At 72.3% G+C, this 1853-nt stretch carries 2 protein-coding genes; both read left to right on the top strand.

All coding sequences use genetic code 11. The features are described 5' to 3' along the window. A partial coding sequence (locus tag MJ785_RS17190; protein WP_239381779.1) for a maleylpyruvate isomerase N-terminal domain-containing protein occupies window positions 1-883 on the top strand: 883 nt, incomplete at its 5' end. A gap of 100 nt (window positions 884-983) precedes the next feature. After that, on the top strand, window positions 984-1853 hold an 870-nt coding region (locus MJ785_RS17185), incomplete at its 3' end, for an oxygenase MpaB family protein (protein ID WP_239381777.1).

Below are 1853 nucleotides of genomic sequence, written 5' to 3'. Positions count from 1 at the left end.
GCCGCCGGCCGCGCGGGTGCTGACCGCGGCGCTGGCGCGCCGCCGGCCCGCACCCTTGGTACCCGCCTTCGCCGCGCCCTTCGCCGCCGCGGCCGGCCTGCTGGAGTCCGCGCTCGCCGAGATCGACGAGACGGCCTGGGGCACGCCGAGCCCGGTACGCGACTGGACCATCAGCGACCTGGTCGCCCACTTGGCCGCGACCGATGCTCTGCTCGCCGCCGCGATCGGGATCGCGGCGGACCCACCGGTGGATCCGCACCAGAACACCGTCGCCCACAGCGAGATGGTGATCGCCCACGCCCGTACCCGGCCGCCCGCGCACTCCCGCGAGCTGTGGCGGCACGGTGTCCACGCGATCGCGGCACGGCTGCGCGCCGAACCGGCGCTGGCCAGCCGGATCGTCCAGGTCGGCGGCGTCGAGATGGCCGTGGCCGACCACCTCGTCACGCGGGCCTTCGAGACCTGGATCCACGCCCGTGACATCGCCGGGGTGATCGGGCTGCGGCTGCCCCATCCGCTCGGGGAGCACCTGCACGCCATGTCCGGCCTTGCCGCGCGGCTGCTCGATCAGCTGTGCGCGTCCCATGCCCCGGGGCTCGGTACGCCAGCGTCCGGCGGCTCCCCCGCCGGGATGGTCCGGCTCACGCTCACCGGGCCAGGCGGAGGGTCCTGGCTGGTGCGGGTCGGCGCCAGCGGCCGTGCCGAGGCTGCCGGCGACGCGGCTCGCACCCCGCCCGCGGCCGAGATCTCCCTCCACACGGTGGAGTTCTGCCTGCTGGTCGGCGACCGCAGAACGCCCGGCGACCTCGACGTCGCCATCACCGGGGACGACGCCCTCGGCCGCCGGCTGCTCACGCTCGCCCCGGCGCTGTCCGGCCCGTGAGCAGTGACGAGTGCCCGGCAACAGGGGCGTGGATCCAGGAGCGAGGCACTACTGGCCGGTGCGCGGCCACCCGGCCGGCCCGGTCACCGGAGGAGCACGCATGAAACGGTTCGACTGGCTCAAGCGCATCGAGCGGCTCGACCCGGAAACGGATTTCCTCGACATCTACCGGCTCAGTGTCACCCACGAATTCCCGTGGGACTACAACCAGTCGCTGTCGTTCGCGCTGTTCCGCACCTATGCCGTGCCCACCGTCGGGCGGCTTCTCGCCGAGACCGGCGAGCTCACCGAACGCGTCCAGAAACGCTACGACGACACCGTCCTGATTCTCGACGGGATACTCGAGCACGGTTTCGCAAGCTCACTGGGACGCGCGGCGATCCGCCGCATGAACCAGATGCACGGCGCTTACACGATCTCCAATGAGGATCTTGTGTACGTGCTGTCCACGTTCGTCGTCGTCCCGATCCGGTGGATCGACCGGTTCGGCTGGCGACGGCTGAGCGAGACCGAGAAGGCCGCAAGCGCCAACTACTACCGTGAGCTGGGCCGGCACATGGGGATGACGGGAATCCCGGCGACCTGGCAGGAGTTCACCACCCATCTCGACGCCTACGAGGCGGCACGCTTCGCCCCCGAGCCGGGCGGACGCGCTGTCGCCGACGCCACGCTCGCCCTGTTCACCACCTTCCCGCCCAGTCACCTCGCACCCGCGGCGCTGGTCAGGCGGTTCGCGCTCGGCCTGATGGACGACGGCCTGCGCACGGCGTTGGGCTACCCGCGGATCTCCCGGGCGGAACAGGCCGCATGCGCCGCGGCGGTACGGCTACGCGGCCGGGTGGTACGGTTCCTGCCGCCGCGCACCAAGCCGTTGTACGCCCGCCAGCGGCCCAACATCCGTAGCTATCCCGACGGCTATGACCTCTCCCGGCTCGGCACCTTCCCGCGCGGCTGCCCGGTGGCACCGCCC

It is taken from the genome of Protofrankia sp. CiT1 (genome assembly GCF_917627335.1).
In the GTDB taxonomy this organism is placed as follows: domain Bacteria; phylum Actinomycetota; class Actinomycetes; order Frankiales; family Frankiaceae; genus Protofrankia.
The sequence above is the reverse complement of the archived record's forward strand: the minus strand, read 5'-3'. Positions and strand labels throughout refer to the sequence as shown.